Raw genomic sequence first — 23,343 nt, 5'->3', positions numbered from 1 at the left:
CGTCGCGCACCGTGTCACGGTGTCGATGAATGGGGAAGAAAAACGAACGGCCGGCCGCCGCCGTCGGTCAGGCGGCGTCGAGTTCGCGGCCGCGGGTCTCGGGCAGCGTCAGCGCGGCGACGATCACCACGCCGTAGGCGGCGACCGCGAAGATGCCGATGCTCGTGCCGAGCCCGTACTGCCTGGACAGCGCGCCGATCAGGAACGGGAACAGCGCACCGATCGCGCGGCCCACGTTGTAGCAGAAGCCCTGGCCGGAGCCGCGCACGCGGGTCGGGAACAGCTCGGTGAGAAACGCGCCCATCCCCGAGAAGATACCCGAGGCGAAGAAGCCGAGCGGGAAGCCGAGCCACAGCATCGACGCGTTGGTCAGGTTCAGCGACGTGTACGAGAACGCGATCACCATCGAGCCGACCGCGAACAGGATGAAGTTCGGCTTGCGGCCGAGGCGGTCGGTCAGGTACGCGCTCGTCAGGTAGCCGACCCACGAGCCGAAGATGATCATCGCGAGATAGCCGCCGGTGCCCATCACGGTGAGATGCCGCTCGGTCTTCAGGAAGGTCGGCAGCCACGTCGTGATCGCGTAGTAGCCGCCCTGCGCGCCGGTCGTCAGGAGTGCCGCGCGCAGCGTCGTCGTGATCAGCTTCGGCGCGAAGATCTCGGTGAGGCGCGGCGCGTCGGCCACTTTCGCCTGCGCGGCCTTTTCCTTCTCGTAGACGTCGGGCTCCTTCACGTAGCGACGGATCGCGACGACCAGCAGCGCGGGCGCGAGCCCGACGAGGAACAGCGCGCGCCACGCCTGCTCGGCCGGCAGCACCGAGAACAGCAGCGCATACAGCAGCGCGCAGAGTCCCCAGCCGATCGCCCAGCCCGATTGCACGAGGCCCACGGCCCGGCCGCGGTCGCGCGCGCGAATCACCTCGCCGATCAGCACCGCGCCGGCCGTCCATTCGCCGCCGAAGCCGAAGCCCATCAGCGCCCGCGCCGCGACCAGCTGGTGGTAGTTCTGCGCGAGCCCGCACAGCGCGGTGAACACCGCGAACCACAGCACCGTGAGCTGCAGCGTGCGCACGCGGCCGATCCGGTCGGACAGGATGCCGGCGATCCAGCCGCCGAGCGCCGACGCGAGCAGCGTGACCGTGCCGATGAAGCCTGCGTCGGCGAGCGAGATGCCCCAGGTCGCGACGAGCGTCGGGATCACGAACGACAGCATCTGCGTGTCCATCCCGTCGAGCATGTAGCCGACCTTGCAGCTCCAGAATGCGCGGCGCTCGCGCGGCTGCGCATCCGCGTACCACGAGAACAGGCCGCTGCGCTCGCGGCTCGCGGGCTCGGCGGCGGGCGCCGCGAAGGTCTTGCTTTCCATGGTGGTGCTCCTGTCGTTGTGCGCCGTCAAAGGGCGTGGGGTGCGGTGTGTCGTATGTGCGTGGCGTACCGGATGCCGGCCGCGTCAGAACACGGCCAGCGACGCGTTCGGGATGTCGGTCATCAGCATGTGGCCGGGCGTATGCGCGATCGCGATCGGCAGCTTCGCGTCCATCAGCGCGGTTTGCGGCGTCACACCGCACGCCCAGAACACCGGCAGTTCGCCGTCGCGAATCGTCACCGCGTCGCCGAATTCGGGCGCGTTCAGATTCTCGATGCCGAGTTCCCGCGGGTGGCCGATATGGATCGGCGCGCCGTGCACGCCCGGGAACCGGCTCGTGATCTGCACCGCGCGGATCGCGTCGGCGCCGCGCAGCGGCCGCATCGACACGACCAGCTGGCCGCCGAAGATGCCCGCGCGGCGGTTCGCGATCGACGTACGGTACATCGGCACGTTGCGACCTTCTTCGACATGGCGCAGCCCGATGCCTTCGCGGGCGAGCATGTCCTCGAACGAGAACGAGCAGCCGATCGCAAATACGACGAAATCGTCGCGCCACAGCGCTTCGAGCGACTCGACGCGCTCGGTCAGGCGGCCGTCCCTATATATGTTGTAGCTCGGCACGTCGGTGCGGATGTCGAGATCCTCGCCCAGCGCGTCGATCCGGAACGCACCCGGTTCGCCGACGCCCAGCAGCGGGCAGGCCTTCGGGTTGGCCTGGCAGAAGCGCAGGAAATCGTGCGCGTACGCATCGGGCAGGATCGCCAGGTTCGCCTGGGCAAACGGGCCGCAATGGCCGGCGGTCGGGCCGCGGAACGCGCCGCGGCGCACGGACTGGCGGAATTCGGAAGGCATCATGAGAATCGGTCTCGGGTCGGGATGACGTGGCGATGACGGTGGTGTGTCATCGGATACGGCGAAGAATAGAAAGGAAAAAATTTTGTCGCCAACGAGTTTTTTTGCGCCCACTGTATAGAATTTCTTAACGGATCCGCGGGTTTTCCCCGGTCCCGTTCATTTTTCGTCGGCGGCAAGCTGCGCATCCACTGCTCGCTCGACCACCATGAACACGCGTTTTCTCGAAACCTTCGTCACGCTCGCGAAGCTGCGCAACTTCCGCACGACCGCGGCTGCGCTGCACGCGACGCCGGCCGCGATCTCGCAGCGCCTGAAGGCGCTCGAGGACGAACTGCACACGGTACTCGTCGATCGCGACAGCCGTGAATTCCGGCTCACGCCGAACGGCGAATACCTGCTCGGCTATGCGAAAGCGGTGGTCGAGGCGACGCAGGAGCTGCAGGCCGCCGCGTCCGGCGAGAGCGCCCTGCGCGGCAAGCTGCGGCTCGGCGTGATCGAGACGGTCGTGCACAGCTGGCTGCCGCACTACATGCGGCGGCTTGCGGCCGACTATCCGCAGCTCGAGATCGACCTGACCGTCGACGTCAGCGTCGTGCTGCAGCGCCGGCTGATGGCCGGCGAGCTCGACCTGATCATCCGCGTCGAGGGCAGCGACGAGGCGTCGGTCGTATGCGATGCGCTCGCGAACTACCCGGTGCGCTGGATCGCGCGCGCCGGGCTGCTGCCGAACACGCGCACGGGCCTCGCGCGGCAGGTGCTGCGCCAGCCGATCCTCACCTACGGGCGCGGCACCGCGCCCCATCGCGCGCTGGAAGACATCGTGCGCACGCTCGCGCACGCGCACGGCGTGCCGCTGTCGGAGACGCGCATCACCGGGTCGCCGTCGATCTCGGTGATCGTGCAACTGGTGCGCGACGGCTTCGGCGTCGCCGCGATTCCGGTGCTGTTCGTCGACGCGCTGATCGAAAGCGGCGAAGTCGTCGAGCTGCCGCTGCAGCCGTCGCCGCCGTCGATCGTCGTGTCGATGTCGCGGCGGGCCGACGCGCCGCGGTTCGTGCACGGCGCATCGATCGCCGCGCGCGCGGCATGTCACGAGTATTGCGAGAAGAGCACGCGGTTGCTGGTCGAAGCGCTTTGACCGTGACGCGCCGGATATCGCGCGTTCGACATCGCGGCGCGAATCGCCCACAATCGCGTTCGGCGCGTCGCCACATCGGCGCCGCGCGTCGTGAATGACGGCCCCGCCGTCCGGCATTCGTCGCTTCGCATGATCGTGCACCACGAGAAGGCAACATGCAGATTCGCTCCGCTTCGCCCCGCCTGAACCTCGCGCGCATCGTGATCGTCGCGCTGTATGTCGCGTCGCTGCTGCTGCCCGTCGCGGCCGAACCGCCGAATGCGGCCGGCGCGGTGAGCTGGTGGCACGGCTACACCGTGCTCGCGCTCGGGCCGCTCGCGATCCTCGACCTGCAATTCGCATGGCTCGGCAACCCGCTGCTCGTCGTCGCGCTGCTCAGGCCGAGCCGCACCGTGTCGGCGTTGCTGGCCGTCGTCGTGGTCTTTGCGCTCGGGTGGCATACGATCCCGACCGACGCGAACTACGAAACGATCCGTACGTTCGGGGCCGGATACTACTTGTGGGTTGCAGCGATCGCGGGCGCCGCCGCGCTACCGTGGATCGACGGGCGGGGGGCGCAGGAGGGCGGTGCGCCGGGCCTTGCCGCCGGCGCCGCGGACGCGGCCGTGCCGACCGGCACCGGCCCCCGCACCGCGGCCCGGCCGAATGCCCGGCCGCGCGGCTGGACCGTGACGGCAACCGATACGCGCATCGAGTCGACCGACCGGACCGGAGCGACGCGTGGCATCGCGCTGTCCGACCTCGGCGCGATCCTGATCGAAACCAACGACCAGGGGCCGTTCGCGTCGGATGTCTGGTGGGTCCTGTTCGATACGAACAGGCAATTCGCGTGCGCATTCCCGCAGGATGCGGAGGGCGCGAAGGCGGCGGTCGATCGGCTGCTCGACCTGCCCGGCATCGATCACCGCAAGGTCATCGACGCGCAGACGTCGATCCAGAACGCGACGTTCCCGATCTGGGAGCGCCCGGCGCGCGAACCGGCCACGCCGGGAGACGCCGGCGCGACCGCCTGACCGGCAGCCGTTACGCGGAGGGCCCCGCATGCGGCGGCGTCAGCTTGCCGTCGCCGTACTCGCGAAGCACCTGCGAAATCACGACGCGATACCCGTCCAGCCAGCGCGCGTGCTTCGCCTTGGCTTCGAGATGCGCGGGATGCTGCATCAATTGCCGCAGCGCCGCCTCGGATTCCCAGTAGTAGACGTTCTGGATCAGGCCAGCTTCCGCGTTCTCCCACGTTTCCTCGCCGAGATAGCCGGGCGTCGCGCGCGCCACGTCGGCGATCTGCCGGTCGAGCCGGTGGAATTCGTCGTCGTACTGCCCGGCACGGAAAATGAAGGTCGACGCGTACATGTCCGCTCGCTCTGCAACGATTGAAAGAGCGCCAAGTGTAAGGCACGCGCGGCGTACCGCGATCGTCAGGCGGCAAGCGAATCGGTGTCGACGCGATCGTCGAGCCACGCGTCGATGCGCGGCGCGTCCTCATGCGTTGCGGCTGCCGGAGCCGGCATGGCCGCAAGCGCGCGTCGCGCCCGTTCCAGCGCCTGCGCGAAGCCGCGCAATTCGCTCGTCGCCGGCCGGTCGTCGGCTCGTCGGCGCGCGAGCGCCGCTTCGATGCGGGTGCCGATCAACGCGAGTTGAGCATCGATCAAGTCGATGCACAGTGCGCGACAACGTGCGGAAACCGGTGCGACGGCCAACAGCACCGGCACGATCGACACGGTCAGGTAGCCGCCGGGCGCAAGCCGCGACAGCGCATGACGCACGTCGTGCCCGCCATCGGTCAACGATGCGAACACGGCGTCGCGCCACACCGCACGCTCGAACACGAGCGCATCGCGATGCGCGTCGAGCGCCGCACGATCCGCGACCTGCCCGGCCGTCACCAGCGGAATCGGAAACGCCCGCTCGCCGGCGGATTGCCCGCTTCCCGCCTCGACGATGCAGTTCGCGCCCAGCCACGCCGCATCGTCGCGCCGTGCCACGAGCACGCGCGACTGCAACCGGTCGGGCAGCATCGGATCGAGCGGCACCGCGCGGCAGATCGACGGCTTGTTCGCGTGCACGCCGCAACGGCCGTCGTCGGCGAGCGCCGCGCAGCGGCCCAGCGACGGATAGTCGTAGCCTTGCAGCGTCAGCGCGAGCCATTCGCCATGCACGCCGCCGCCGCGGTGGAACAACCGGTCCGCCAGCGCATCGGCGGCCGCGACGTCGGCCGCATCGAGCGCATGCTCGCGCCCGCCCGCCTGCCAGCGTTCGCCGATCCGCCGCTTCGGCACGCGGCGAATCGTCAACGCGCCGACGAAGCGATGCCGATGCCGGAACAGCTCGCGCAACGACAACGTGGGCGCGCTGTTGCAGCAGCGTCCGCACGCGTTGCACGCGAGCAGCCAGGTGTCTACCACGGCCGCCGCACCGAATCCTGGTAGCGCGTGAGGATGAAGCGCGCGACGTCGTCCGAGTGATACGCGGCGACGAGCTGCGCGACCCACGGCTTCGCGCGATCGGCGTCGCGCACCGTCAGCACGTTCGCATACGGCGAGCGGGCGTCCTCGAGGCTTATGCTGTCGCGCGCCGGCTGCAGCCCGAAGCGGGCCGCGTCGTCGCTGTCGATCGCGACGAACGCGGCCGTATCGAGCGCCGCGTAAAGCCGGTCGCGGCGCAGCGCGACGAATTTGAGCCCGAGCCGGTTGCCCGTCACGTCGCGCAGCGTCGCATGCAGGCCGGCTTTTTCGCGCAGCGTCACCAGCGTGTCGTTCTGCAGCAGCACGAGCGCGCGCGCCAAGCCGCGCGGATCGGCGGGAAGCGCGACCGTCGCGCCGGGTTGCAGTTCGTTCAGGCGCTTCAGCTTGCGCGAATAGAACGCCATCGGCAGCGTGACCGTCGGCGCGACTTCGGTCAGCGCATAGCGCTTGCGCGCACGCGTCGCGGCAAGCTGTTGCGCATCCTCGAAGCTGGCCGCGTCGATGCGCCCGTCGGCCAGCGCCGTGTCGATGCGCGACGCATCGTCGAACTCGACGACGTCGACGCTCAGCCCGCGCGCGGCCGCCACCCGCTTCACTTCGTCGAGAATCTGCGCATGCACGCCGCGCGTGACGCCCACGCGCACGGCCGGAGCGGCGGCTTCGGCGGCCATCGCCGCGCCGTGATGCACGACGCCACATGCGGCCAGCAGCCAGGCCGCCACCCAACGCCCGATGCGCGTCGTCATGACGCGTCCCTCAGGATCGTGCGGAAGCCGATATGCGACGCGCCGAGATCGGCTTCCTGCTGTTCGCGCGACGATGCGCGATAGCGCACGCAGTAATCGCGCGAGCACAGGAACGAGCCGCCCTTGATGACCATCGGCGTATCGTGCCGGTGCGTCGGCGGGGCGACGGCCGCCGTATCGCCGTTCGTGTGCGACTGATGCGGGCCCGTGTACGCGTCCTTCGTCCATTCCCACGCGTTGCCGATCATGTCGTAAAGACGAAAGCCGTTCGCCGCATAGCAGCCGACCGGCGCCAGCCCCGCATGGCCGTCCTCGGCCGAGTCGAGCACCGGAAACGCACCCTGCCAGTAGTTCGCGGCCGGCTTGCCGTGCGCATCGCGCGGCGCCGCATCGAGCGATGCGTCGTCGCGGCCGGCCTTGCCCGCATATTCCCATTCGGCCTCGGTCGGCAGGTCGCGGCCGAGCCAGTGCGCATACGCGAGCGCATCGCGCTGCGTGACGAGCGTCACCGGCAGGTTGCCGAGCCCGTCCACGTTGCTGCCGGGCCCGCGCGGATGCCGCCACGACGCGCCCTTCACCCACGACCACCACGCGAGGTCGCGCGCATTCAACTCGTCGCGCGTCGGCACATGGAACACCGCCGCGCCGCCCTGCTGCTCGGCCTCGGTCACGTAACCGGTCGCCTGCACGAATGCCGCGAACTGCGCGATCGTCACGTCGGTCTGGTCGATCCAGAAGCCGCCGACACGCGCGCGCCCGTCGCCCGCCGGACGCTCGTCCGCATAGCCGCGCGTGCTGCCGAACACGAACGCGCCGCCGCGCAGATGCACCATTCCGGCCTTCGGATCGTCGCGCCACTTCGCGGGCAACCCCGAATAGCGTTCGCACGCGCGCTCCGAACCGAGCGGCGCGAGCGCGCGGCCGCGATTCAGCTCGTCGAACGCGTCGCCTGCCGGCGCCGCCGGATTCGCATAGCCCGCCGCGAACGCGGCGGCGAACAGCGTGGCGGCCAGCGCCGCGCCGATCGTCCAGAAACGCAACCGCATCGTCTCGCCCCGCGATCAGTAATAGCCGCGCGGACGCAGCGGCTCGACACCGCCGACGTTGCTCATGTAGGCCTTCCACTGGTCGACGAGCGTGCCGACCACCGACGGGTTCTGCGCGGACACGTCGGTCGTCTCGCCGCGATCCGACGCGAGGTCGTACAGTTGCCAGTGACCGTCGAGCGGCCCGAGCGGCGGCTCGGTCCACAGCGCCTTCCAGCGGCCGTCGGCGCTGCGCAGGTACGCGCGACCGTACGCTTCGTCGCCGAACGGCGTCGTGTGCACCTCGCCCGTCGCCGAGCCGGTGAGCACGGGCAGCAGCGACTGGCCGGTGACCGGATACACGTAGCGGTTGTTGTAGACGACCTTGCCCTTGTTCTGGTCGACGCCCGTCAGCGTGTTGACGAGCGGCGGCGCCGGCTGCGACGGCGGCGTGACGCCCGCGACCGCGAGGAACGTCGCCGTGTTGTCGGTCACGTGCGTGAACGCGCGCAGCGTCGGCAACGGCTGCGACTGGCCCGGCAGGTGCACGATCGTCGGCGTCGATACGCCGCCTTCGCCCGAATAGCCCTTCGTGAGCCGGAACGGCGCCGCGCTCACTTCGGCCCAGCGCAGCCCGTACTGGAGGCGCTGCGCATTCTGCTTGCCATTGTCGGTGCCGAGCGCGGAATAGACCGGCTCCTGCGCGTTCGCGGTGTCGGTGGCGGTCGGGTCCGCGCCGGAATCGATCGGCCAGCCTTCCGCGCCGTTGTCCGACTGGAACATGATGAACGTGTTGTCGTATTCGCCGATGTCCTTCAGATGCTGGATCAGGAGTCCGATGTTGTAGTCGAGGTTCTCGACCATCCCCGCGTAGATCTCCATGTAGCGCGCCTGCGCCTTCCGCTCGGCCGGCGACAGGCTCGACCACAGCTTGTCGACCTTGCCGCTGCCGTAGTCGCTGTAGCCGTCCGCGGCCGAATGTACCGCGCTGATGTACTTCGCGTTCGCGGTGCCGTTGTTCGCGGTCGCGGGCGATGCCGTCGTCGTCTCGGGCAGCCCGTCGAATGGCTTGAAATCCGCCGGAATCAGGCCGAGCGCCTTCTGTCGCGCGATCCGCGCGTTGCGGATCGCATCGTAGCCGGCGTCGTAGACGCCCGCATATTTGTGCAGCCACGGATCGGGCACCTGCAGCGGCCAGTGCGGCGACGTATAGGCCGCGTACGCGAAGAACGGCTTGCCGTCCTGCCTGTTCGCATCGATGTACGAGATCAGCTTCTGCGTATAGAAATCGGTCGAATAGAACACGGCCGGGCTGCCGCCCGCGCCGCCCGGCTGCCCGGGCTGGCCCGGTTGCACGTAGCGGCCGTCTTCCGTGTAGTTCGACGAGCCGGCCGGCTCGTGCGCGAAGTGGTTCGTCGCCGCGCCGCCGAGCAGCACGTAGCTGCGCTCGAAGCCCCACTGGTCGGGCGTCTGCCCGCTACCCGTCGTACTGCCGACGATTCCGGAGCCGATGTGCCACTTGCCCGCGATATAGGTGTGATAGCCGGCGTCCTTCAGCAGTTGCGCGAACGACAGCGCGCGGTCGTTCAGGTAGCCTTCGTAGCCGGGCAGCCCGCGCCGCTCGTCGGTCGGCACGCCCATCGTGCCTTCGCCGACGAGATGGTGATCGGTGCCCGACACCAGCATCGCGCGCGTGATCGCGCAGACGGTGCCCGTGTGATGGTTCGACAGGATGCGGCCCGATGCGACGAGCGCGTCGAGGTTCGGCGTATTGATCTCGCCGCCGAATGCGTGGATGTCGGAATAGCCGAGATCGTCGGCCATGATGTACAGGATGTTCGGGCGCTTGGCCGACGGCGTCGCGCTGGCCTGCGGCGGCGGATTGCTGTCGACGCCGCCGCACGACGCGAGCGACACCGCGCCGGCAATCGCGGCGCAGACGACACGGAAACGAACGGCATGCAACGGCGACGCGGACTTTTTCATTTTTGTTGACGCTCGAGCTACGGGAGCGGCGATCTTAGCGTTGCTCGCGCGGCGCCCAAAGTCGGATTCGTCACATGCTAACGGGGTGCGGGAATATGCGGCTCAAGCAGCGCGTGCTTGCCCATGCTTTCCAAACCGTAATCGAGACAGGAATGCGCATCCCGGCCCCATCATCCCGTCGTGCGCCGTCGTTCACGCGCGCATCCGCATGTTGATGTCGCTTTCAAGACCATGCAGGCACGCCATCCAGCCATCGAATTTTCATCGGAGTCGTCATGTCGAAAATCACGGAACTACTGAAAACGCTCGATACTTGCGAGCCTTACCGTCCAATAAAAACGTTGTCTATGGAGCGCGCGCGGAAGGCCTCCACACTTCTCCTTGGCAGTGGCGGCTTCTGCTTTCTGCTGCTCCTCTTGTTAGCCGGGTGGCATAAATTGGCGGCTGCCGAGTGGCAGGTGATTCCGGCAGTCACACTCTATGCCTTTACAGTCGTCCTCAGCCTGCTCTCTCTCGTTGTGGAACCCATCGTCGGCGTCGTAAAGATGTGTCACTGGAAGCAAGAAGCGCTGGATACGCTCATCCGCGAGATAGAAACCGACGAAAAGAACGCCCGATTGCTGAACAGCTATGCGGACGACACCCTCAAATGCGCGCAGCATTGCCTGCAGATCAAGGTGAAACGCCTCGATTCGCGTGTCGCTTCATTCTTTGGTAGCGGCGCGGCAGCATATGCGCTTCTTGCCATCACGTTCACCAACATTAAGGATGCGGGTGGATTGCCGTGGCTGGGGAATACGCTGGCGAGCGGATTCGTCTCCGGAAACTTCATCAACACGGCGATTCTCTGGGGTATCGCCCTCGTCTTTGGATTGTCCGTCGGCTCCATGATGATGAGGCGGGTCCAGTCGCGCTTCGCGTACCAACTCGAAGTGATCGAACTGACATTGTTACACCGAGCGTTGGAGACAATGGAAAAGAATACGTAGCGCCTTACCGGTTACCTTCTCGATATGTGAGACGAGAGCAAGCGCGACGTGCAGCCAACCGGATTGCGCGCCGTCATTGGAGAACCGGCCGCCGTCATGCGCGCTCCCCATTCGCGTCGTCCGACGCCAGCATCCGCGGAATCTCGTCGACCAGCGCATCGACGACCACCCGCACCTTCGACGGCACGTGACGCGCAGCCGGCCGCACCGCGAACACCTCGGCGCCCGACACGCTGTCGCTGTCCATCACGAGCGCGAGACGGCCGTCGCGCACGTACGGCGCCATCAGCCAGCACGGCAGCCACGCGAGGCCCGCACCGGCGGCGGCCGCGTCTGCGATCGCCTGCAGGTCGTCTAACCGCAGGCGGCCGGCCGCGCGATGGTCGTGCACCGCGCCGTCCGCGCCGATGATCCGCCACGGCGCCGGCTGTCCGCCGCGCGAATACGCGATGCCGACGTGCGACGCGAGTTCGGTGAGCCCCGCTGGCCGGCCGTGACGCGCGAGATACGCGGGCGATGCGCAGATGCCCATGCGCTGCACGCCGAGCTTGCGGCCGACCAGCGCGCTCGTATCGGCCAGCTCGCCGATGCGCACCGCCAGGTCGAAACCGTCGTTGACGAGGTCGGCCACGCGATCGCTGAACGACACGTCGATTTCGAGCCGCGGATGACGCTCGACGAGGCGCCGCACGACGGGCGCCACGCATTGCCGCCCGAACAGCACGGGCACGCTGATGCGCACGCGCCCGACCGGCTCGCGGCGGCCCGCGTCGAGCGCGGCCTCCGTCTCGCCGAGTTCGGCGAGCAGCCGCCGGCACTGCTCGTAATAGACGTGCCCTTCGTCGGTCAGGCCGAGCTGGCGCGTCGTACGCTGCAGCAGCCTCGCGCCGAGACGCTGTTCGAGCCGCGCGACGATCTTCGCGACCGCCGAGCGCGTCATGCCGAGGCGCAGCGCCGCCGCCGCGAAGCTGCCCGATTCCACCACGTCGACGAATTCGGCGACGCCTCTGAGCCGTTCGTCCATGTCGTTCCGCTCCGATGAAAGGGGATGACAGGGTTGTGTCCACACCGGCGACAATCGTTGGCCGAATTCTCGCCAATGCGTCCCCGGGCGCGACACTATGATAGTCCCGACTATCTCGAAAAGGAGCCGACATGCATGCATGGCAAATCAAACCGGGCGACGGCATTGCCGGGCTCGGTCGCGTCGATGCGACGGAACATCCGGTCGGGCCGACCGACGTCGTCGTGAAGATCCACTCGGCCGCGCTGAATTATCGCGACCTGATGTTCGCGCGCGGCGACTATCTCGGCATCGGAAAGGAAGCGCTGATCCCGGTCGCCGACGGCGCCGGCGAAGTCGTCGAGACCGGCCGCGACGTCACACGCTTCAAGCCGGGCGACCGCGTGATCAATACCTATTTCCCGCGCTGGATCGACGGGCCGCCGACGCCGCACAAAGTATCGGGCTCGCCCGGCGCGCAATTCGACGGCGTGCTGGCCGAACGCTTCGTCGCCGACGAAACGGCGCTGGTGGCGATTCCCGCGCATCTCGACTACGACAAGGCGGCGACGCTGTCGTGTGCGGGCGTCACCGCGTGGAACGCGCTGTTCGTCGACGGCGGGCTGGCGCCGGGCGCGACCGTCGTGCTGCTCGGCACCGGCGGCGTGTCGATCATCGCGCTGCAGCTCGCGCAGGCGGCCGGGCTGCGCACGATCGTGACCTCGTCGAGCGACGCGAAGCTCGAACGCGCCCGCGCACTCGGTGCGGACGCAACGATCAACTATCGCGCGACACCCGAATGGCAAAACGAAGTGTTGCGGCTCACCGGCGGCGCCGGCGCGGATCTGGTCGTCGAAGTCGGCGGCCGCGACACGCTACCGCGCTCGGTCGCCGCGACGAAGCTGGGCGGCCTCGTATCGGTGATCGGCGGACTCAGCAGCTTCGGCGGCCCGGAACTCGCGCTGCTGCCGCTGATCGGCGGCTTCCGGCGGCTGCACGGCTTCATGGTCGGCAGCCGCACGATGCTCGACGACGTCGTGCGGCTCGTCGACGCGAAACGGATCGAGCCGGTAGTCGATCGCGTGTTCGGCTTCGACGAAGCGCCGCAGGCGTATGCGTACCTGGAGTCGGGGCAGCACTTCGGCAAGGTCGTGATTCGCGTCGCTCAATGAGCGACGCGAGATGCACGGGCGGCGAGCGACGGACGGCCTCGTGCCGCGCTCGCCGCTTCCCGGATGACCTCGTCAGAACTTGTGACGAATCCCGGCATGCACCATCAATTGCTTCGACGTCGACGACAGATCCGCCGCACCGGGAATGTAAGCCTGGTCGAGCGACGAGCCGGTCGCGTCGCCCGCCACGCGCTGGAATGCGCCCATCAGGTACACGTCCGTGCGCTTTGACAGGTTGTAGTCGGCCATCAGCCCGATCGAATGGATCTTCGGTTTCGCGGAGCCCGTCGTCGCGTCATAGCGCACCGTCGTGTACACGTACTGCGCACCGACGAACAGCGCCGGCGTGAACTGATACTTGCCGTTCACTTCGAAGTTCTGGTACTTGATCGACGTGACCGTGCCGCCCGCAAGCGGGCCCGTCACCGGCTCGATCGTTTCGTCGCCGAACAGGTAGCCGACGTTCGCGCCCGGCCGCGTGACGTTGCTGTTCGTGTAAGCGAAGCCGACCGTCGCGGGCCCCGCCGTGTAGTTGATGCCCGCGCCGAAGATCCGCAACCGCGCCGACGCGAAATTGGCATCGGCGCCGACCGCCCCCGAACCGGCGATCGCACCGCCCGACGTCGCACCCGGGTTGTCCGCGTTGAGAAACGCCGCGCCGACGAGCAGGCCGCCGTGCTCGTACTGCGCGCCGACGCTCCATTGCCGGTTGTTCGCGAAGCCCGTGTCGTTGCTGAAGCTGTACGTGCCGCCGAACGAAAATCCGGAAAAATCCGGGCTCGCGTACTTGACCGTGTTGTTCACGCGAAACGTGTTGCCGGTATTGTCGTTGTCGAACGGATGCGAGAATGGATAGACGCCCCAACTGCCGTTCGCGGTGGTCGGCGCCAGATAGTCGACGAGCGCGTCGTACTGCCGGCCGAGCGTCAGCGTGCCGAACCGTGCGCTGCCGAGCCCGACGTACGCCTGCCGCCCGAACATGCGGCCGCCCTGCGCGAGGGTGCCGCTGTTGACGTTGAAACCGTTCTCGATCTGGAACAGCGCGCTGTAGCCGCCGCCGAGGTCCTCGGTGCCCTTCAGCCCCCAGCGGCTACCCTGTGCGAAGCCGCTTGCCATCTGCCACGCGCCGTGCCCGCCGACGTTGTTCGTATAGTCGATACCCGCGTCGACGAGGCCGTAAAGCGTGACGCTGCCTTGCGCGAACGCAGGCGCCGCGCACAGCGCCGGAATCGCGACGAAAACGAATCTCCATTTCATTATATGTAATCCTTATCGATATGATTTACCGTGACGAGCCGGCGGTTCATGGTCCGCCGCTCGCACAGGTGCGATGCTGCTTCCGTTTCCGGTGCACGGCTCGCCGCGCACCGTCCCCTCGTGCCGGTCCCGCGCGTTACTTCGCGCCGTAGATGTCGAAGTCGAAGTACTTCCGGTTGATCCGTTGATACGTGCCGTTCGCGAGAATCGTCGCGAGCGCGCGGTTGAATGCCTCGCGCAGATCGTTGTCCTGCTTGCGCAGCCCGAGTCCGTCGCCCTGCCCGAAGTACTTCACGTCGTCGATCGCCTGGCCGACGAACGCGAAGTCCTTGCCCTGCGGCTTCTTCAGGAAACCGTCGCTGGCCGCGATCGACGCCTGGAATGCCGCGTCGAGCCGGCCCGTCACGAGATCGGCGTAGACCTGGTCCTGGTTCTGATACGACACGATCTGCACGCCGGCCGGCTGCCAGTTCGCAATCGCGTAATCGGCCTGCGCGGAACCCTGCTCGACACCTACCCGCTTGCCCTTCAGCGCAGCGGCCGTCGGCAGCAGCGGCGAACCCTTGCGCGCGATCAGCCGCGCGGGCGCGTTCGAGATCCGGTTCGTGAACGCGATCTGCTGCATCCGCTTCGGCGTGATCGTCATCGACGATGCGATCACGTCGAACTTGCGGGCGAGCAGCCCGGGGATCATCCCGTCGAAGCTCGACTCGACCCACACGCAGCGCGCACGCAACTCCGCGCACAACGCGTTCGTGATGTCGATCCCGAAGCCCGTCAGCGTGCCGTCGGGCAGCTTGTATTCGAGCGGCGGATAAGTCGGATCGACCGCGAGACGAATCTCCTTGCCCGCCCAGTCGCCCGCCTGCGCCGTTCCTGCCGCCAGCGCCACCGCGAGCGCCGCCATCCATGTCTTCATTGCCAGTCTCCTTGCGTGTGTGAATCGTCGATCGAAAGCGTGCGGGCGCCTCAGGCGAGGTAGCGCTCCGCCAGCGCAATCCAGTAGCTCGCGCCGATGGCGACGCATGCGTCGTTGAAGTCGTAACCCGGGTGATGCAGCCCGCAACCGCCGACACCGTCGCCGTTGCCGATCGACAGGTAGCTGCCGGGGCACGCTTCGAGCATGAACGCGAAATCCTCGCTGGCCGCGATCGGCTTCAGGTGCGGAATCAGCGCCGCATCGCCGCCCCATTCGCGGGCGACGTCGCGCGCGAACGCGGTCTCCGCCGCGTGATTGACCAGCACCGGATAGTCGTGGCGGTAATCGATCTCGGCCGTCGCGCCGTAACTCGCGGCCTGCCCGTGCACGATCTCGCGAATGCGCGTTTCGAGCAGCGCGCGCACGTCGGGCGAAAGCGCTCGCACGCTGAGCGCGAGCTCCGCATGCGCGGGAATCACGTTCGATGCCGTGCCCGCATGAATCGACCCGGCCGTGACGATGGCCAGATCCTGCGGATTGACGTTGCGCGACACGACGCTTTGCAGCGCCATCACGATCGACGCGCAAACGACCACCGGATCGACCGTCAGGTGCGGCGTCGCGCCATGCCCGCCGCGCCCGGTCACACGTACCCGCACCTCGTCGGCCGACGCCATCGCCGGGCCGTCGCAGAAGCCGAGCACGCCGGCCGGCAGGCCCGGCACGTTGTGCATCGCGAACACCGCGTCGCAGGGAAAGCGCACGAACAGCCCGTCGTCGATCATCCGCTTCGCGCCGCCGAGCCCTTCCTCCGCCGGCTGGAAGATCAGGTTCAGCGTACCCGTGAAGCGTGCACGTTCCGCCAGACAGCGCGCGGCCGCGAGCAACATCGTCGTATGACCGTCGTGACCGCACGCGTGCATCACGCCGTCGTGCCGGCTCGCATGCGGCAGCCCGGTGGCCTCGCGAATCGGCAGCGCGTCCATGTCGGCGCGCAGCCCGAGCCGCTTCCCGGCGCCGCGCGTGAGCGTGCCGACCACGCCGGTGCCGCCGAGCCCGCGCGTCACCCGATAACCCCACGTTGTCAGATGCTCGGCCACGAGATCGCTCGTCGCATGCTCGTCGAAACCCAGCTCCGGATGCGCGTGCAGCCGGCGCCGCAGCGCGATCATCTCCGCCTCGATCGCCGCCATTTCCGGCTGAATGGATGAATGGTCCAACCCAATTCTCCTCGATGCATTCCGGTTGCCGATCGCCCGAATGACCGATCGTGCCCTAATCGTAGGTAGCGAAAATCCCGTCGAACAGCCTCGGTTTCGTTATGATGACAACCTTTCGTTGTCGGGTATCGCACCATGAGCACGATCAAGCTGCATCAGTTGCAGGCGCTCGTCGCCAGCGCGGAGGCTGGAAGCATTCGCGGCGCGGCACGCTCGCTCGGGCTGTCGCAGGCGGCCGTCACGCGTGCGCTGCGCGAGCTGGAGGCGAGCGAGCGCCTGCCGCTGCTCGTGCGCGCGCCGGAGGGGATCGGCTTCACCGACTACGGCAAGACGCTGCTCACGCACGCGAGGCTCGTGCTGAAACAGCTCGAACACGCGCAGAGCGATCTCGAACGCATGCGCGGCCGCGTCGAGGGCCGACTGAGCATCGGTGTCACGCCGTGGCTCACGATGACGTTCCTCGCGGAAGCGGTGCTGCGATTTCGCGAGCACATGCCCGACGTGCGGCTCGAACTCTACGACGCGCTGATGGCCGTCGCACAACCGCTGCTGCGCGACGGCAGCATGGATTTCGCGCTCGGGCACGTGCAGCCGGGCGGCACGCAGGAATTCGCATGCGAGCCGATGTTGCGCTACGAGACGTCGGTCATGGTGCGCGCCGGCCATCCGCTCGAACGCGCGCGGTCGATCCACGACCTGCTCGACAACGACTGGGTGCTGAACTTCGCGGCCGACGGGCAGGCCGCGCTCGTCGACTATCTGTTCACGCGCCACGGCGCCCGGATCGACGAGCGGCGCATCGTCCGCGCGCAGTCGGTCGCGATGTTGCAGACGATGCTCGAACAGGCCGACATGTGCACGTGGTGCCCGACGATTCTCGCGGCCGTGCCGCCGTCCGGCGACCGGATGCGCGCGTTGTCGCTGAAGGAGACGTTCGAACCGCGCGAGCTCGGCATCGTCACGCGCCGCAGCAGCACGCTCAGCGACGCCGCGCGCTGCTTCATCGATTGCCTGCTGCATGTCATCCGCCGGCACGCGCGATCCGCGCGCAAGGAGGACCTCGCGCTGTTCAAGACGGTGTCGCTGCTGATCTGACGGCCTGCACCGGCTGCTGTTCGTCCATAGCGCATTCGCGCAAATGCTTTTCGAAATCCGTTATTGGATCGCGCCGTCGCGCGTTTTTATACTCGTCAGCACTCTCTGCCAAAGAGTGCCAGCCAATTTCGACAGAACCGCACAGGACGAACCAATGAGCCTACGCCCCTTGCACGATCGCGTGATCGTGAAGCGACTCGATCAGGAAACCACCACCGCGTCGGGCATCGTGATCCCCGACAGCGCCGCCGAAAAGCCCGATCAGGGCGAAGTCATCGCCGTGGGCCCCGGCCGCAAGGACACGGACGGCCAGCGCATCGTGCCCGACCTTCAGGTCGGCGAGCGCGTGCTGTTCGGCAAGTACGCGGGGCAAGCCGTCAAGGTGGACGGCAACGAGTTTCTCGTGCTGCGCGAGGAAGACATCGTCGCGGTCGTCAATCAATAACGGAGCGCAATCATGGCAGCCAAGGAAATCATTTTCAGCGACATCGCCCGGTCGAAGCTGACCGAAGGCGTCAACATCCTCGCGAACGCGGTGAAGGTCACGCTCGGGCCGAAGGGCCGCAACGTCGTGCTCGAACGCAGCTTCGGCGCGCCCGTCGTCACGAAGGACGGCGTGTCGGTCGCGAAGGAAATCGAACTCGCGGACAAGCTGCAGAACATCGGAGCCCAGCTCGTGAAGGAAGTCGCGTCGCGCACCAGCGATGCGGCCGGCGACGGCACGACAACGGCCACCGTGCTCGCGCAGGCGATCGTCCGAGAAGGCCAGAAATACGTGGCGGCCGGGCTCAATCCGCTCGACCTGAAGCGCGGCATCGACAAGGCCGTCGCATCGGCCGTCGACGAACTGAAGAAGATCAGCAAGCCGACCACCACCAGCAAGGAAATCGCCCAGGTCGCGACGATCTCCGCGAACGGCGAGGAATCGATCGGCCAGCGCATCGCCGAGGCCATCGACCGCGTCGGCAAGGAAGGCGTGATCACCGTCGAGGACGGCAAGTCGCTCGCCGACGAGCTCGACGTCGTCGAAGGGCTGCAGTTCGACCGCGGCTACCTGTCGCCGTACTTCATCAACAATCCGGACAAGCAGATCGCCGAGATCGAAAACCCGTACATCCTGCTGCACGACAAGAAGATCTCGAACATCCGCGACCTGCTGCCGGTGCTCGAACAGGTCGCCAAGTCGGGCCGGCCGCTGCTGATCATCGCCGAAGACGTCGAAGGCGAAGCACTCGCGACGCTCGTCGTGAACAACATCCGCGGGATCCTGAAGACGGTCGCGGTCAAGGCGCCGGGCTTCGGCGATCGCCGCAAGGCGCTGCTCGAGGACATCGCGATCCTGACCGGCGGTCAAGTCATCGCGGAAGAAACCGGCCTGACGCTCGAGAAGGCAACGCTGGCAGAACTGGGCCAGGCGAAGCGCATCGAGGTCGGCAAGGAAAACACCACGGTGATCGACGGCGCGGGCGATGCGAAGAACATCGAGGCGCGCGTGAAGCAGATCCGCGTGCAGATCGACGAGGCGACCTCCGACTACGACCGCGAGAAGCTGCAGGAACGCGTCGCGAAGCTCGCGGGCGGCGTGGCGGTGATCAAGGTCGGCGGTGCGACCGAAATCGAGGTGAAGGAGAAGAAGGACCGCGTCGACGACGCGCTGCACGCCACGCGCGCGGCCGTCGAGGAAGGCATCGTGCCGGGCGGCGGCGTCGCGCTGATCCGCGTGCGGCAGGCGATCCGCGAACTGAAGGGCGCGAACGCCGATCAGGACGCGGGCATCAAGATCGTGCTGCGCGCGCTCGAGGAACCGCTGCGCCAGATCGTCACGAATGCGGGCGAGGAAGCGAGCGTCGTCGTCGCGAAGGTCGCCGAAGGCACGGGCAACTTCGGGTACAACGCGCAGACGGGCGAGTACGGCGACCTCGTCGAATCGGGCGTGCTCGATCCGACCAAGGTCACGCGCACCGCGCTGCAGAACGCGGCGTCGGTGGCCGGGCTGCTGCTGACGACGGACGCGACCGTGTTCGAAGCGCCGAAGGACGCGGCGCCGGCCGCCGCGCCGGGCGGCCCGGGTGCGGGCGGGCCGGGGTTCGATTTCTGACGACGCGGCAGCGTGCGCGCCGGTTTGTCGGCCTGCGCGCGGTTGGGCAGAATCCTGCAACAACGCGTGGCGACGGAAGTCGTCACGCGTTGTTTGCTTTGGCGCCACGGAATGCCGGGTTCGACGAAGCCGCCTGCCGCGCTCGGGTAAGATCAAGACCCGTTCCGCCACGCCGCTTCCACCCCATGTCGCCCATCGCCAACACCCTGCTGCCGCTCGCCGGCGTCCTGCTGCTGAGCGTCGCCAGCCCGGGCCCCAACTTCGTGATCGTCACCTCCACCGCGGTCGCGTCGCGTCGCGCCGGCGTGATGACGGGGCTCGGCCTGGCCGCGGCGTCCGGCACCTGGGCCGCGATCGCGATCGGCGGGTTGAGCCTGCTCGTCACGCACGTCGCATGGGTTCACACCGCACTGCGGCTGGCGGGCGCCGCGTACCTGATCTGGCTCGGCCTGAAGATGATCGCGACCGCGCGCAAGCCGCTGCCCGTTTCCGCGCCGGCCGCGATGTCCGACTGGCACGCGGCGAGAAAGGGCTACGTCGTCAGCATGACGAACCCGAAATCCGTCGCGTTCTACGGCAGCATCTTCGCGCTGATGGTGCCGGCCCACGCGCCGGCGTGGCTCGATCTGTCGGTCGTCGTGCTGTCGGTCGCGATCTCGGCCGCGTGGTATTGCACGATGGCGCTGCTCGCGTCGCACCCGTCGGTGCGCCGGCTGCTGGTCCGGCGCAAGGCCGTGCTCGATACGGCGGCCGGGCTGTTGCTGATAGGGGTCGGCGGCCGGATGCTGGCCGGACGTTGATTCGCTGCGTATTTGTCCGTTTCGAATGCTCGCCGTTCACCTGCCATGCCGCCCCGGCGGGCATTCCCGCGCACGCCTGAACACGACGTCGATGCGGTCGTCGCGCATCGCAACGCGTGCGTTCGATCACGGGCATGCTGCGCGACGGATTCAACGTCGAGAAGAAGCCGGTCGTGCGCTTCTGAGCGGGTAGCATGAAAACGCTCGCGGCGGCCCGCGAAGGCCGCCGCAAGTGGACAACATCGGCGCAACGAGAACGACGACGTCAACGTCGCGCCGCCAGTCTCCGGACGACACTCACCAGCGCATCGACTTCGTCGCACGTGTTGTAGAACGCGAGCGACGGCCGCACCGTGGCCTCGAGCCCGAAACGCCGCAGGATCGGTTGCGCGCAGTGGTGCCCCGAGCGCACCGCGATGCCCTCTTCGTTCAGCGCCTGCCCGACTTCCTCGGTTTCATAGCCCTTCAGCACGAACGACAGCACGCTCGCCTTGTCGCGCGCGGTGCCGACGAGCCGCACGCCCGGCACCGGCGCGAGCACGCTCGTCGCATACGCGAGCAGATCGTGCTCGTAGCGCGCGATGTTCTCGATGCCGACGCGGTTCACGTAATCGAGCGCGGCACCCAGCCCCACCGCATCCGCGATGTTGCCGGTACCGGCTTCGAAGCGGTTCGGCGGCGGCTGGAACACCGTGCGCTCGAACGTCACGTCCGCGATCATGTTGCCGCCGCCCTGCCACGGCGGCATGTCGTCGAGGATCGCGCGCTTGCCGTACACGACGCCGATCCCGGTCGGCCCGTAGATCTTGTGCCCGGAGAACACGAAGAAATCCGCATCGAGCGCCTGCACGTCCACCCGCATGTGCGAGATCGACTGCGCGCCGTCGACCAGCGCCTTCGCGCCCGCGCGATGCGCGAGCTCGACGATCTCCTTCACCGGCACGACCGTGCCGAGCGCGTTCGACACCTGCGTGACGGACACGATCTTCGTGCGATCGTTGAGCAGCTTCCGGTATTCGTCGAGCAGTACCTGCCCCGAATCGTCGACCGGAATCACGCGCAGCTTCGCGCCTTTCTGCGCGGCAAGCTGCTGCCACGGCACGATGTTCGCGTGATGCTCGAGATGCGACACGACGATCTCGTCGCCTTCGCCGACGTTCTGCACGCCCCACGTCTTCGCGATCAGGTTGATCGCCTCGGTCGTGCCGCGCACGAACACGATCTCGTCGGGCGACGATGCGCCGATGAAGCGCTGCACCGTTTCCCGCGCATGCTCGTACGCATCCGTCGCGCGGCCGGCCAGTGCGTGGGCCGCGCGGTGGATGTTCGAGTTCTCGTGTGCGTAGAAGTACGCGAGGCGGTCGATCACGGCCTGCGGCTTGTGCGTCGTCGCCGCGTTGTCGAACCAGACGAGTTGCTTGCCGTTCACGCGCTCCTGAAGGATCGGGAAATCGCGGCGGATCGCGTTCACGTCGAACGGCGGGTGGGCGCCGCGATACGGCTGGCCCTGCGGCTCGGCCGCCTGCGCGTCGTCGATGAAGTAGCGCGGCACGTCGGCCCCCGACCCACGCGACACCGGCACGTCGCGACGCACGGCGAGCAGTTCGCGCAGCGCGTCGTCGCCCGGCAACCCGAACGCTTCCGGCGACGCGAGGCCGTTCGACGGCACGACGATGTCCTGCGGCGTCGCCTGCCAGCCCTGCAGCGAACCGTCGGTGAAGTAGTACGGCGACGCCTTCGTCGCGCCTTCCGGTGCGGCCGCGTTCACCTGCGGCACGCCGAGCGCCGCGCCGCCGACCCGCGGTTCGAGCGCGGGCGCGATCGACACGGCGTTGTCGGGCAGCCCGTTCTGCGCGGCCGCATGCGGCGCGAGCGCGGGGGCGCGGTTGCCGAGCGACAGCACATGCGTCGGTGCGGACGGCGCGAGGTTCGCGCCCGGTACCTTGCCTTGCGGCAGCGCGAGCCCCGGCACGCCGGTGCCCGCTCCGCCCGGGCCTGCAAGCGGAGAGCCGCCCGGCACCGGGTTGCTGGCCGACGCGAGGATCGGCGCCGCCGCCGGCAATGCCGACGGCACGCCGCCGACCGCGCCGCTGCCCGCTGACAGCCCGGGCGCGGTGGCCTGCCCGGGCGGCGTCGCGAAGAACTCGGACGCGAGCCGCGCGAGCGTCGCCGGATCGGGCAACCCGGCCGGCAGCGGCGCGTGCGGCAACGCGTGCGCGTCGCCGGCGGCCACGCCGGGATTAACGATAGGTGTCGGGATAGTCATGGAACTTGGCGATTTCGACGTCATCGAGGACAGCCAGCGCATCCGGCGAATGGACCGCGAGCGAGCAATACAGCGAGATCAGGTACGACGCGATCGCCTGGTTGTTGATCCCCATGAAGCGCACCGACAGGCCCGGCCCCTGCTCGCCCGCGACGCCCGGCTGATACAGGCCGACGACGCCCTGACGCTTGTCGCCGACGCGCAGCAGCAGGATCTTGGTCTTGCCGTCCGCGACCGGCACCTTGTCCGACGGGATCAGCGGAATGCCGCGCCACGTGAGGAACTGCGAGCCGAACAGGCTGACCGTCGGCGGCGGCACGCCGCGCCGCGTGCATTCGCGGCCGAACGCGGCGATCGCGAGCGGGTGCGTGAGGAAGAACGCCGGCTCCTTCCACACCTTCGTCAGCAGCTCGTCGAGATCGTCCGGCGTCGGCGCGCCCGTCAGCGGGAAGATCCGCTGTTCGTCGGTCACGTTCGCGAGCAGCCCGTAATCGGGATTGTTGATCAGCTGGCTTTCCTGCAGCTCCTTGATCGTCTCGATCGTCAGGCGCAGCTGTTCCTTGATCTGGTCGTGAGGACTGCTGTAAAGATCGGAGATCCGCGTATGCACGTCGAGCACCGTGCTCACCGCGTTCAGGAAGTATTCGCGCGGCTGTTCCTCGTACGGCACGAAGGTCTGCGGCAGCACGCTTTCGTCCTCGAGCTGCGTGCACGCGGCGCGCACGGCTTCCGGGTTCTTCACCTGGTTCAGCCGATAGATGCCGGCCTCGACCGGCACCCATTGCAGCAGATGGGTCAGCCAGCGCGGCGTGATCGTGGAAAGCTGGGGGACGGTCTTGGTAGCGTTCGCTAGTTGGCGGGCGGCGTGATCGCTCAGCGCGGCCGTGCCGCTTGCAACGGTCGACATGTGTGGCTCCGGGTTCTTAAGATGAAAAACGGGATT

21 protein-coding genes are annotated in these 23,343 nt (G+C 67.8%); 8 read left to right on the top strand and 13 right to left on the bottom strand.

Annotated features, from left to right (window positions below; genetic code table 11):
* Window positions 1-67 precede the first annotated feature (67 nt).
* Window positions 68-1,366 (bottom strand): MFS transporter, encoded by a 1,299-nt coding sequence (locus CFB35_RS18185; RefSeq protein WP_059579978.1) that lies wholly within the window; start codon window positions 1,364-1,366, stop codon window positions 68-70.
* An 84-nt stretch (window positions 1,367-1,450) separates the two neighbouring features.
* Window positions 1,451-2,224, bottom strand: coding sequence for a putative hydro-lyase (locus tag CFB35_RS18180; protein WP_059579976.1), 774 nt, complete (start codon window positions 2,222-2,224; stop codon window positions 1,451-1,453).
* A 205-nt stretch (window positions 2,225-2,429) separates the two neighbouring features.
* Between CFB35_RS18180 and CFB35_RS18170 the strand changes: the two genes are divergently transcribed.
* Together CFB35_RS18170 and CFB35_RS18165 are read left to right on the top strand one after the other, a co-directional pair.
* A complete protein-coding gene (locus tag CFB35_RS18170) occupies window positions 2,430-3,362 on the top strand; it encodes a LysR family transcriptional regulator (protein WP_059579973.1) in 933 nt (310 codons plus the stop codon).
* 155 nt (window positions 3,363-3,517) lie between these two features.
* The gene (locus CFB35_RS18165) at window positions 3,518-4,375 is read left to right on the top strand and encodes a hypothetical protein (protein WP_059579969.1); all 858 of its coding nucleotides are present in this window, start codon (window positions 3,518-3,520) and stop codon (window positions 4,373-4,375) included.
* A gap of 10 nt (window positions 4,376-4,385) precedes the next feature.
* Here the strand turns inward: CFB35_RS18165 and CFB35_RS18160 are convergent, their stop codons facing one another.
* From CFB35_RS18160 to CFB35_RS18140, 5 genes are all read right to left on the bottom strand, one after another.
* Window positions 4,386-4,712 (bottom strand): antibiotic biosynthesis monooxygenase, encoded by a 327-nt coding sequence (locus tag CFB35_RS18160; protein ID WP_059579967.1) that lies wholly within the window; start codon window positions 4,710-4,712, stop codon window positions 4,386-4,388.
* Window positions 4,713-4,777: 65 nt separating this feature from the next.
* Window positions 4,778-5,764 (bottom strand): YkgJ family cysteine cluster protein, encoded by a 987-nt coding sequence (locus CFB35_RS18155; RefSeq protein ID WP_059579965.1) that lies wholly within the window; start codon window positions 5,762-5,764, stop codon window positions 4,778-4,780.
* Window positions 5,758-6,570 (bottom strand): MetQ/NlpA family lipoprotein, encoded by an 813-nt coding sequence (locus tag CFB35_RS18150; protein ID WP_059579961.1) that lies wholly within the window; start codon window positions 6,568-6,570, stop codon window positions 5,758-5,760. The genes CFB35_RS18155 and CFB35_RS18150 overlap by 7 nt, the downstream gene beginning before the upstream one ends.
* Window positions 6,567-7,616 (bottom strand): formylglycine-generating enzyme family protein, encoded by a 1,050-nt coding sequence (locus tag CFB35_RS18145; RefSeq protein ID WP_059579958.1) that lies wholly within the window; start codon window positions 7,614-7,616, stop codon window positions 6,567-6,569. The genes CFB35_RS18150 and CFB35_RS18145 overlap by 4 nt, the downstream gene beginning before the upstream one ends.
* 15 nt (window positions 7,617-7,631) lie before the next feature.
* The gene (locus tag CFB35_RS18140; RefSeq protein WP_059579955.1) at window positions 7,632-9,581 is read right to left on the bottom strand and encodes an arylsulfatase; all 1,950 of its coding nucleotides are present in this window, start codon (window positions 9,579-9,581) and stop codon (window positions 7,632-7,634) included.
* A 275-nt stretch (window positions 9,582-9,856) separates the two neighbouring features.
* Here CFB35_RS18140 and CFB35_RS18135 point away from each other — a divergent pair, with 275 nt between their 5' ends.
* Window positions 9,857-10,570 (top strand): hypothetical protein, encoded by a 714-nt coding sequence (locus tag CFB35_RS18135; protein WP_059579953.1) that lies wholly within the window; start codon window positions 9,857-9,859, stop codon window positions 10,568-10,570.
* Between the two features lie 94 nt (window positions 10,571-10,664).
* Here the strand turns inward: CFB35_RS18135 and CFB35_RS18130 are convergent, their stop codons facing one another.
* Complete coding sequence (locus CFB35_RS18130; RefSeq protein WP_059579950.1) at window positions 10,665-11,594, bottom strand: LysR family transcriptional regulator; 930 nt, start codon at window positions 11,592-11,594, stop codon at window positions 10,665-10,667.
* Between the two features lie 131 nt (window positions 11,595-11,725).
* Here CFB35_RS18130 and CFB35_RS18125 point away from each other — a divergent pair, with 131 nt between their 5' ends.
* The gene (locus CFB35_RS18125) at window positions 11,726-12,745 is read left to right on the top strand and encodes an NAD(P)-dependent alcohol dehydrogenase (RefSeq protein WP_059579948.1); all 1,020 of its coding nucleotides are present in this window, start codon (window positions 11,726-11,728) and stop codon (window positions 12,743-12,745) included.
* Window positions 12,746-12,817: 72 nt separating this feature from the next.
* On the opposite strand, the gene CFB35_RS18120 is transcribed toward CFB35_RS18125, so the two are convergent.
* The 3 genes from CFB35_RS18120 to CFB35_RS18110 form a co-directional block, all read right to left on the bottom strand.
* Entirely contained in the window at window positions 12,818-14,002 is a 1,185-nt protein-coding gene (locus CFB35_RS18120) for a porin (protein WP_059579945.1), read from the bottom strand.
* A gap of 136 nt (window positions 14,003-14,138) precedes the next feature.
* A complete protein-coding gene (locus CFB35_RS18115; protein ID WP_059579942.1) occupies window positions 14,139-14,921 on the bottom strand; it encodes an ABC transporter substrate-binding protein in 783 nt (260 codons plus the stop codon).
* Window positions 14,922-14,971: 50 nt separating this feature from the next.
* Window positions 14,972-16,093 carry a M20 aminoacylase family protein gene (locus CFB35_RS18110; protein WP_373453019.1) on the bottom strand — a complete coding sequence of 374 codons (1,122 nt, stop codon included), beginning with the start codon at window positions 16,091-16,093 and terminating at the stop codon, window positions 14,972-14,974.
* A gap of 183 nt (window positions 16,094-16,276) precedes the next feature.
* On the opposite strand from CFB35_RS18110, the gene CFB35_RS18105 reads away from it, so the two are divergent.
* From CFB35_RS18105 to CFB35_RS18090, 4 genes are all read left to right on the top strand, one after another.
* Window positions 16,277-17,236 carry a LysR substrate-binding domain-containing protein gene (locus CFB35_RS18105; protein ID WP_059579937.1) on the top strand — a complete coding sequence of 320 codons (960 nt, stop codon included), beginning with the start codon at window positions 16,277-16,279 and terminating at the stop codon, window positions 17,234-17,236.
* A gap of 154 nt (window positions 17,237-17,390) precedes the next feature.
* Window positions 17,391-17,681, top strand: a complete 291-nt coding sequence (locus CFB35_RS18100) for a co-chaperone GroES (RefSeq protein ID WP_011694564.1) — start codon at window positions 17,391-17,393, stop codon at window positions 17,679-17,681.
* 12 nt (window positions 17,682-17,693) lie between these two features.
* Window positions 17,694-19,334, top strand: coding sequence for a chaperonin GroEL (gene groL, locus CFB35_RS18095; RefSeq protein ID WP_059579935.1), 1,641 nt, complete (start codon window positions 17,694-17,696; stop codon window positions 19,332-19,334).
* Between the two features lie 185 nt (window positions 19,335-19,519).
* Window positions 19,520-20,134 carry a LysE family translocator gene (locus tag CFB35_RS18090; RefSeq protein ID WP_060967952.1) on the top strand — a complete coding sequence of 205 codons (615 nt, stop codon included), beginning with the start codon at window positions 19,520-19,522 and terminating at the stop codon, window positions 20,132-20,134.
* 265 nt (window positions 20,135-20,399) lie between these two features.
* Here CFB35_RS18090 and CFB35_RS18085 read toward each other — a convergent pair whose 3' ends face one another.
* The gene (locus CFB35_RS18085; protein ID WP_089465382.1) at window positions 20,400-22,400 is read right to left on the bottom strand and encodes a family 2A encapsulin nanocompartment cargo protein cysteine desulfurase; all 2,001 of its coding nucleotides are present in this window, start codon (window positions 22,398-22,400) and stop codon (window positions 20,400-20,402) included.
* Window positions 22,375-23,307 carry a family 2A encapsulin nanocompartment shell protein gene (locus tag CFB35_RS18080; protein ID WP_006479760.1) on the bottom strand — a complete coding sequence of 311 codons (933 nt, stop codon included), beginning with the start codon at window positions 23,305-23,307 and terminating at the stop codon, window positions 22,375-22,377. The genes CFB35_RS18085 and CFB35_RS18080 overlap by 26 nt, the downstream gene beginning before the upstream one ends.
* Window positions 23,308-23,343 lie beyond the last annotated feature (36 nt).

The sequence above is a fragment of the Burkholderia sp. AU16482 genome (assembly GCF_002223285.1).
Classification (GTDB): Bacteria; Pseudomonadota; Gammaproteobacteria; order Burkholderiales; family Burkholderiaceae; genus Burkholderia; species Burkholderia semiarida.
The sequence above is the reverse complement of the archived record's forward strand: the minus strand, read 5'-3'. Positions and strand labels throughout refer to the sequence as shown.